Consider the following 8,302-nt stretch of genomic DNA (forward strand, 5'->3'; position numbering starts at 1 on the left):
GGCGACCAGGGAGGAAACGGGTCTTGCAACCAACGCGTACCGAGGGTCCCGACTACTATCACAAGGTAGTCGACTGCCAGTGGGCCTGTCCTGCTCACACGCCCGTACCGGAATACATCCGCCTGATCGCCGATGGCCGGTACGATGACGCCTACATGGTCAACTGGAAGTCGAACGTCTTTCCCGGCGTTCTCGGACGCACCTGCGACCGCCCCTGCGAGCCCGCCTGCCGGCGTGTCCGGGTGGAGGACGAGCCCGTCGCCATCTGCCGGCTAAAGCGCGTGGCCGCCGACAACAAGGCCGACGTCGTGCCCCTGATGCCGCCGATCGCTGCCAAGCGGAATGGCAAGCGCGTGGCCCTGATCGGCAGCGGCCCCGCCTCGCTCACGGTGGCGCGGGACCTTGCCCCCCTTGGCTATGAACTCGTCCTGTTCGACGGTGAGCCCCGTTCGGGCGGGATGATCCGCAGCCAGATCCCCCGTTTCCGCCTCCCCGAGGAGGTCATTGATGAGGAGGTGGGCTACGTCACCCGCCTCGGGGGTGTCGAGCTTCGCCTTGGCCATCGGATCGACAGCCTCAAGGCCCTTCTGGCCGAGGGCTACGACGCAGTCTTCGTCGGCTCCGGCGCGCCCCGCGGCCGGGACCTCGACATCCCGGGCCGCGAGGAGACCACCGCCAACGTCCATATCGGGATCGATTGGCTGTCGAGCGTGTCCTTCGGCCACATCGAGAAGATCGGCCGGCGGGTCATCGTCCTCGGCGGCGGCAACACCGCCATGGACTGCTGCCGCACCTCCCGCCGCCTGGGTGGTGAGGAGGTCAAGGTCGTCGTCCGGTCGGGCTTCGAGGAAATGAAGGCCAGCCCCTGGGAAAAGGAAGACGCGATGCACGAGGATATTCCCATCCTCAACTTCCGCGTCCCCAAGGCCTTCACCCATGAGAACGGCCGCCTGACCGGCGTGACCTTCGAGATTGTCCGGGCCGAGTACGACGACAAGGGTCGCCGCAACCTCGTGTCCTCGGGCGAGCCCGACGAGCATCACGAATGCGATGACGTCCTGGTCGCCGTCGGCCAGGAAAACGCCTTCCCCTGGATCGAGCGCGACATCGGGCTGGATTTCGACCGCTGGGACATGCCCGAGGTCAACCCGATCACCTTCGAAGCCACCCGCAAGGGCGTGTTCTTCGGGGGCGACGCTGCCTTCGGGCCCAAGAACATCATCTGGGCGGTGGCGCACGGCCACGACGCCGCGGTTTCCATCCATCGCCACTGCATGGGCGAGGACGTCCATGACCGGCCGCCTCCGGGCTTCTCCCTCGTCTCCCAGAAGATGGGTATCCACGAGTGGAGCTATGACAACGACGTCTCCCTCGACTACCGGCACAAGGTGCCCATGCTCGACAAGGCTGCAGCGCTGAAGAACGTGCGGGTCGAGGTCGAACTTGGATTCGATACCCGGCTTGGCCTCGCCGAGGCCCAGAGGTGCCTGAACTGCGATGTGCAGACCGTCTTCGCCGACGACCTTTGCATAGAGTGCGACGCCTGCGTCGACATCTGCCCCGTCGACTGCATCACCTTCACCGAGGACGGCGAGGAGGCTGACCTAAGGCAACGCCTGATGGCGCCGGCCCTGAACCTCGACCAGGACCTCCTGGTGTCCGGCGGCCTGCCGACCGGTCGGGTCATGGTCAAGGACGAGGACGTCTGCCTGCACTGTGGCCTCTGCGCCGAACGGTGCCCGACCGGGGCCTGGGACATGCAAAGGTTCACCCTGGAAATGACCCACGCCGATCAGATGGGAGGCGCCGCATGACCACACCCCTCGCCGCCATCAACGACTTCGTTGTCAAGTTCGCCAACGTCAATGGATCGGGATCGGCCAGCGCCAACTCCATGTTTGCCAAGGCCGTCCTGCGGATGGGCGTGCCGGTCGCGGTGCGCAATATCTTCCCCTCGAACATCCAGGGCCTGCCCACCTGGTTCGAGGTCCGGGTCACCGAGGCCGGACACCTGGGCCGCCGCGGCGGCGTCGACCTCATGGTCGCGATGAACCCCCAGACCTGGGACAAGGACGTCGCCGAGATCGAGCCGGGCGGCTACCTGTTCTACGATTCCACCAAGCCCATGCCGGCCTCCAGGTTCCGGACCGATATCACGGTGGTAGGCGTGCCCCTGACCGCCATCTGCAACGCCGCCTACACGGCGGCCCGCGAGCGGCAACTGTTCAAGAACATCATCTATGTCGGCGCCGTCGCCTCCCTGCTGGGTATTGAGATCGACGTGATCGAAACCCTGCTCGCAGAGCAGTTCGAGGGACGGGACCGGCTGATCAAGGCCAATGTCGCCGCCCTGCACATGGGCCGGGACTGGGTGGCCGACAACATGGGTCCCCTGGGCCTCCAGGTCCGCAGGGCCAACGCCGTCGGCGACCGGATCTTCATCGAAGGCAACCAGGCCGCCGGCCTCGGCGCCATCTATGGCGGTGCCACGGTCTGCGCCTGGTATCCGATCACGCCCTCGACCTCCCTGGCCGAGGCCTTCACCAGCTATTGCCAGGACCTGCGGATCGATCCGGTGAGTGGCAAGGCCAACTTCGCCATCGTCCAGGCCGAGGATGAGATCGCCTCCATCGGGGTGGTCATCGGCGCGGGGTGGAACGGTGCCCGTGCCTTTACCTGTACCTCAGGCCCGGGCATCTCCCTGATGACCGAGTTCATCGGCCTGTCCTACTTCGCCGAGATCCCTGCGGTGATCTTCGACGTCCAGCGGGGCGGTCCTTCCACGGGCATGCCGACCCGCACCCAGCAGTCCGACCTGATCGGGGCCGCCTATGCCAGCCATGGGGATACCAAGCACCCCATGTTGCTGCCGATGGACCCGGGCGAGTGTTTCACCTTCGGTGCCCTGGCCTTCGACCTGGCGGACCGCCTGCAGACCACCGTCTTCGTCATGCTCGACCTCGACATGGGCATGAACGAATGGCTGACCGAGCCCTTCAGCTGGGATGACACGCGCCGGATGGATCGCGGCAAGGTCATGACCCATGACGAGCTTGAGGCGGGCCGGGACTTTGGCCGCTACCTCGACGTGGACGGCGACGGGATCCCCTACCGGACCTATCCCGGCGTCCACCCGACCAAGGGCGGCTATTTCACCCGCGGCACCTCCCGCAATCCCTACGCCCGGTACTCGGAAGAGGGATCGGTCTATGTGGACAACGTCCAGCGCCTGCTGCGCAAGTTCGAGACCGCCAAGTCCCTGATCCCGGCCCCGGAGCTGCACCCGGCTAGCGCCCCCACGCGGGACGGGGTGATCTATTACGGCTCCACCGGCCCGGCCATGCACGAGGCCCTCAGCCTGTTTGAGAGCCAGGGCCGGCAGCTGGACGCCCTTCGCGTCCGCGGGTTCCCCTTCTCCTCGGAGGTGGACGACTTCCTGGCCTCGCATGACCGCATCTTCGTGATCGAGCAGAACCGCGACGCCCAGCTGCGCACCCTGCTGATGGCGGAGAACGGGGGCGATCCCTACCGGCTCGTCCCGATCCTGCACTATGACGGCACGCCGATCACTGCCCGCTTCATCGTCGCCTCCATCTCCAGCCTGATGGATGCAACCCAGCCGCCGGGCTCGCGCCCCCTCCGGGAGGCCGCCGAATGACCTACATCGCCAAGCCCAAGCTGCATCACCCGGCCCTGGCGCCCAACGCCCTCGGCTTCCTGCGCCGGGACTATGAGGGGTCGGTCTCGACCCTCTGCGCCGGTTGCGGGCACGATTCCATTTCGTCGGCCATCATCCAGGCGGCGTATGAGCTCGACCTGCCTCCCCACCGGGTGGCCAAGCTCTCGGGCATCGGATGCTCATCCAAGACGCCGGACTATTTCCTGGGCAATTCGCATGGATTCAATACCGTCCATGGCCGGATGCCCTCGGTCCTGACCGGCGCCAACCTGGCCAATCGCGAGCTGATCTATCTGGGCGTCTCCGGCGACGGCGACTCCGCCTCCATCGGCCTCGGCCAGTTTGCCCACGCCATCCGGCGTGGCGTGAACATGACCTACATCGTCGAGAACAATGGCGTGTACGGACTGACCAAGGGCCAGTTCTCGGCCACCTCAGACCGCGGGTCCAAGTCCAAGCGCGGGGTGGTCAATCATGACTCCGCCATCGACATGGTCAGCCTCGCCCTTCAGCTGGGTGCGACCTTCGTGGGCAGGTCCTTCTCGGGTGACAAGGCCCAGCTGGTACCCCTGATCAAGGCCGCCATCCGCCATCCCGGCCCGGCCTTCATCGACACCCTCAGCCCCTGCGTCCAGTTCAACAACCACGCGGGCTCGACCAAGAGCTACGACTATGTCCGGGAGCACAACGAGGCCGTGAACCGGCTCGACTTGATTTCTGACCGCAAGCCCATCGAGGTCGACTACGAGCCCGGGACGACCATCTCGGTGACCCAGCACGACGGTTCCGTCCTGTCCCTGCACAAGCTGTCCGCGCATTACGATCCCACCGACCGGATCGCGGCCCTGTCCTACCTGGCCGAGCGCCAGGCCGCGGGGGAGATCGTGACCGGCCTCTTGTACGTCAACCCGGAGCCCGGCGACCTGCACGGCGCCCTGGGCACCACCGACCGTCCGCTGAACAGCCTGTCTGACGCCGAGCTGGTGCCGGGACAGTCGGCGCTCGATCAGATCAACGCGGGCCTGCGCTAGTCGGGGTCGAAGACGGGGAGGGCGGACATGCTCAGCTGGCGGATTGGCGACGTGACGGTGACCCGTGTCGTCGAGATGGAGATACCGGTTCCCTACAACCCCAAGCGAGCCTTCCTGAAGGAGGCCACTCCCGAGGCCCTGGCGGCCATCCCCTGGCTTGCGCCACACTATGTGACGCCAGAGGGCCACCTTCGCCTGTCCATCCACGCCCTCCTGGTCGAGGCACCCGGCCTTCGCCTGGTTGTGGACACCTGCATCGGTAATGACCGGCCCCGCCGCCTGGTCGGGGGGCAGTCCCTGTCCACCGGCTTCCTCCAGGCCTTCGAAGCGACAGGCTGGGCCCGGGACAGCGTCGACGCCGTGGTCTGCACCCACCTGCATGTGGACCATGTCGGCTGGAACACGATGCGCGAGGGCGATCGTTGGGTCCCGACCTTCCCCAAGGCCCGTTACCTGATCGGTCGCCAGGAATACGATCACTGGAGCGCCGACGGCGACGACGAGCAGCAGGTCATCCTGTCCGACTCCATCCGCCCGGTCTTTGATGCTGGGCTGGTCGACCTGGTCGAGATGGATCACGTTATTTCCCCCGAAATCCGGCTGGTCCCGACCCCCGGCCACACGCCCGGCCATGTCAGCGTCCGGATCGAGTCTGCCGGCGAGGTGGGCCTGATCACCGGCGACATGGTCCACCATCCCTGCCAGCTTGCGCATCCGGAGTGGTCGTCGCCCTCCGACAGTGACCCCGTGGCCTCGGCCGTCATGCGCCGCAGCATCTTTGAGAGCACAGCGGAGCAGCCGGTCCTGGTCATCGGCACCCACTTTGCGGCGCCGACGGCGGGTCTTGTCCGCAGGGACGGGGACGCCTTCCGCTTCGAGGGTGCGCCCTCGGAACCCCCAGACGCCTGACAGGCTGGTCCCGGGACGGCCTGAGCCCCATATTCGTCGGGCGATTCGCGTGCAGAACCCCCGGGGTGATCCGATGAGCCAGACACTGGCCCACATCGCCGGCAGGCCCATCGGGCCCGGCCAGCCGCCCTATGTGGTGGCCGAGATGTCGGGCAACCATAATGGCGATATCCAGCGCGCCCTGGACCTGATCACGGCGGCGGCCGAGGCGGGTGCCGACGCCGTCAAGATCCAGACCTACACCGCCGACACCATCACTCTCGACCATGACGGGCCCGGTTTCCGCATCCAGGGCGGCCTTTGGGATGGCCGTCGCCTCCACGAGCTCTATGCCGAGGCCCACACGCCTTGGGACTGGCACGCGCCCCTGTTCGAGCAGGCCCGCAGGGTGGGTGTGACCCTGTTCTCCTCGCCCTTCGACTTCACGGCCGTTGACCTGCTCGAGGACCTCGGCGCTCCCGCCTACAAGATCGCCTCCTTTGAGCTGGTGGACCTGCCCCTGATCCGCCGGTGCGCCGCGACCGGCCGGCCCCTGGTCATGTCGACAGGCATGGCGTCCGAGGTCGAGATCGCCGAAGCAGTGGAGGCCGCCCGCGGGGCGGGGGCCAAGGACCTGATCGTCCTGCACTGCACGAGCGCCTACCCAGCGCCCATGTCGAGCATGAACCTGGCCACCCTGGCAGACATGGCTAAGCGCTTCGGGGTGATGACCGGCCTGTCCGACCATACCCTCGGAACGGCGGCCTCCGTGGCTGCGGTGGCCCTGGGGGCGGTCTTCATCGAGAAGCACTTCACCCTCAGCCGGGCCGCGGGCGGGGTCGATTCCGCCTTCTCCCTGGAACCTGCCGAACTGGCCGACCTCGTCCGCAGCTGCCGGGGCGCCTGGGAGGCCCTGGGCCATATCGCCTATGGCCCCGGCGAGGCCGAGGCGGGGAGCGCCAGCATGCGCCGGTCCCTCTATGTCAGCGCGCCAGTCCGCAAGGGCGAGGCCTTCTCGGCGGCGAATGTGCGATCGGTCCGGCCTGGCCAGGGCCTGCCCCCCAAGCACCTCGACGCCGTGGTGGGCCAAAGGGCGACCCGGGACATTCCCTTCGGCGAGCCCCTGGACTGGTCCATGGTCGAGGGCGGCGCCCCCGCCTGAATTGCCTCAGACGTCGGTCTCCCGGCGCGAAAAAGGCAGGGCCAGGATCTCCGCCGAGGTGAAGGCCGCATTGGCGGGGTAGAGTGCGGCATAGACCCGCTCCACGAAGCTGAAGTCCTCGGGCAGGTCCACCGTCCAACGCAGGGCGCTGTCATCCCGGTCCTGGACCAGGTCGCCCCGGCGGAAGGGTGAGCCGGGGCCATAGAGCCAGGGGGTCACATGCTCCCGGTCATAGGCCGACCTCGCCTCGGCGTGCGCCCGCCTCAGGGCCTGTGAGGTGAAGACCTCGACGTCCAGCCCTCGGGGCCAGGTGCGCACCTGACCGTTCGAGACATAGTCGAACCCGCCCTGCGTCCTCATTTCGACGCCGGCGTCGATCACCACCGGGTCCGCCAGAGGGCAATCGGCGGTCAGCCGCACCAGGTCGCCCTCCAGGCCCAGGGTGTCCATCACCTGGATGAAGCGGCCCAGGACGTCCTCAAGGGGGCCGCGGGCGGTCTCGACCCCGGCCTCGGCCAGGACCTCGACCAGGATGTCGTCGGACGGGGCTTCGCTGGTGGCCACGACAATCCGCTCGAGCCGCTGGCAGCGGCGCAGGCGTTCGATCTGCCGCAGGATCATGGGCTGTCCCAGGAGGGGCCTGAGGACCTTGCCCGGCAGGCGGCTGGAACTCATCCGCGCCTGAAGAATCGCCGTGGCCATGGCGGCCTCCCATACTGCCCTACCCATCAATAGACCGGGGCGGGGCCCGCGCAAGGGACCCCCGCGACCCGACAGGCGACTCGGGTCTACAGTGGGCGCGAGGGAAGGGGGCGGGACCCATGCTGGTGCTTCTGGGCGTTCTGCTGGTAGTGGCCGGCTTTGCCGTGGGCCTGAACCCCCTTCTGGTCGTCCTGGCCTCGGCCCTGGCCACGGGCCTGGCCGCCGGACTGTCGCCCCTCGAGGTCCTGGCTGCCTTCGGCAAGGCCTTCAACGAAAACCGCTATGTCAGCGCGGCCTGGCTGATCCTGCCGGTCATCGGCGTCCTGGAACGGTCCGGGCTGCAGGAGGCTGCGCGCGGCCTGATCGGGCGGCTGAGGTCGGTGACCTTCGCCCGGCTGATGCTGTCCTACCTCCTCTTCCGGCAGGCGACCTCGGCCCTCGGCCTGACCTCCATCGCCGGCCAGACCCAGACCATCCGCCCGATCATCGCCCCCATGGCCGAGGCCGCCCGGGCGGTGGAGATGGGCGTCGCCGAGGTCGCCCCCGCCGAGGCCCAGAGGGTGCGGGCCTTCGCGGCGGCGACCGACAATATCGGCCTGTTCTTTGGCGAGGACATCTTTCTGGCGATCGGCTCCATCCTCCTGATGGTCGGTTTCCTGGAGCAGAACGGGATTACGGTTGAGCCCCTGCACCTGTCGGTCTGGGCCATTCCCACAGCCATCGCCGCCTTTGGGGTCCATGGCGTGCGGATCCTGGGCTTTGGGCGGGGCAGGGGCCGGTCATGATCGGCCTGACCCAGGTCTACGCCCTCGCGGGCTTCGTCTTCGCCGGCTTTGCGGT

General features: G+C 67.5%; 7 protein-coding genes. 6 read left to right on the plus strand and 1 reads right to left on the minus strand.

Translation table 11 applies throughout. From position 1 onward, the window contains the following. Positions 1 to 23 precede the first annotated feature (23 nt). From WCJ52_RS01650 to pseI, 5 genes are all read left to right on the plus strand, one after another. Entirely contained in the window at positions 24 to 1,814 is a 1,791-nt protein-coding gene (locus WCJ52_RS01650; RefSeq protein WP_336901550.1) for an FAD-dependent oxidoreductase, read from the plus strand. After that, entirely contained in the window at positions 1,811 to 3,658 is a 1,848-nt protein-coding gene (locus tag WCJ52_RS01655; protein WP_336901551.1) for a 2-oxoacid:acceptor oxidoreductase subunit alpha, read from the plus strand. The genes WCJ52_RS01650 and WCJ52_RS01655 overlap by 4 nt, the downstream gene beginning before the upstream one ends. Further along, positions 3,655 to 4,710, plus strand: coding sequence for a 2-oxoacid:ferredoxin oxidoreductase subunit beta (locus WCJ52_RS01660; protein WP_336901552.1), 1,056 nt, complete (start codon positions 3,655 to 3,657; stop codon positions 4,708 to 4,710). The genes WCJ52_RS01655 and WCJ52_RS01660 overlap by 4 nt, the downstream gene beginning before the upstream one ends. Positions 4,711 to 4,737: 27 nt before the next feature. Further along, entirely contained in the window at positions 4,738 to 5,619 is an 882-nt protein-coding gene (locus WCJ52_RS01665; RefSeq protein ID WP_336901553.1) for an MBL fold metallo-hydrolase, read from the plus strand. A 73-nt stretch (positions 5,620 to 5,692) separates the two neighbouring features. After that, complete coding sequence (gene pseI, locus WCJ52_RS01670) at positions 5,693 to 6,760, plus strand: pseudaminic acid synthase (RefSeq protein ID WP_336901554.1); 1,068 nt, start codon at positions 5,693 to 5,695, stop codon at positions 6,758 to 6,760. A gap of 6 nt (positions 6,761 to 6,766) precedes the next feature. Here the strand turns inward: pseI and WCJ52_RS01675 are convergent, their stop codons facing one another. After that, the gene (locus WCJ52_RS01675) at positions 6,767 to 7,462 is read right to left on the minus strand and encodes a glycosyltransferase family protein (protein ID WP_336901555.1); all 696 of its coding nucleotides are present in this window, start codon (positions 7,460 to 7,462) and stop codon (positions 6,767 to 6,769) included. Positions 7,463 to 7,581: 119 nt separating this feature from the next. Here WCJ52_RS01675 and WCJ52_RS01680 point away from each other — a divergent pair, with 119 nt between their 5' ends. Beyond that, a complete protein-coding gene (locus WCJ52_RS01680; protein WP_336901556.1) occupies positions 7,582 to 8,247 on the plus strand; it encodes a DUF969 domain-containing protein in 666 nt (221 codons plus the stop codon). Positions 8,248 to 8,302: the final 55 nt, after the last annotated feature.

Origin of the sequence: Phenylobacterium sp., from assembly GCF_037138395.1 — a bacterium.
Taxonomy (GTDB): domain Bacteria; phylum Pseudomonadota; class Alphaproteobacteria; order Caulobacterales; family Caulobacteraceae; genus Phenylobacterium.

What these genes read in the sequence shown, in the direction of transcription:
- pseI (WP_336901554.1), top strand. Translation starts at nt 5,693, where the DNA reads ATGAGCCAGACACTGGCCCACATCGCCGGCAGGCCCATCGGGCCCGGC.
- WCJ52_RS01655 (WP_336901551.1), top strand. Translation starts at nt 1,811, where the DNA reads ATGACCACACCCCTCGCCGCCATCAACGACTTCGTTGTCAAGTTCGCC.
- WCJ52_RS01665 (WP_336901553.1), top strand. Translation starts at nt 4,738, where the DNA reads ATGCTCAGCTGGCGGATTGGCGACGTGACGGTGACCCGTGTCGTCGAG.
- WCJ52_RS01680 (WP_336901556.1), top strand. Translation starts at nt 7,582, where the DNA reads ATGCTGGTGCTTCTGGGCGTTCTGCTGGTAGTGGCCGGCTTTGCCGTG.
- WCJ52_RS01675 (WP_336901555.1), bottom strand. Translation starts at nt 7,462, where the DNA reads ATGGCCACGGCGATTCTTCAGGCGCGGATGAGTTCCAGCCGCCTGCCG.
- WCJ52_RS01660 (WP_336901552.1), top strand. Translation starts at nt 3,655, where the DNA reads ATGACCTACATCGCCAAGCCCAAGCTGCATCACCCGGCCCTGGCGCCC.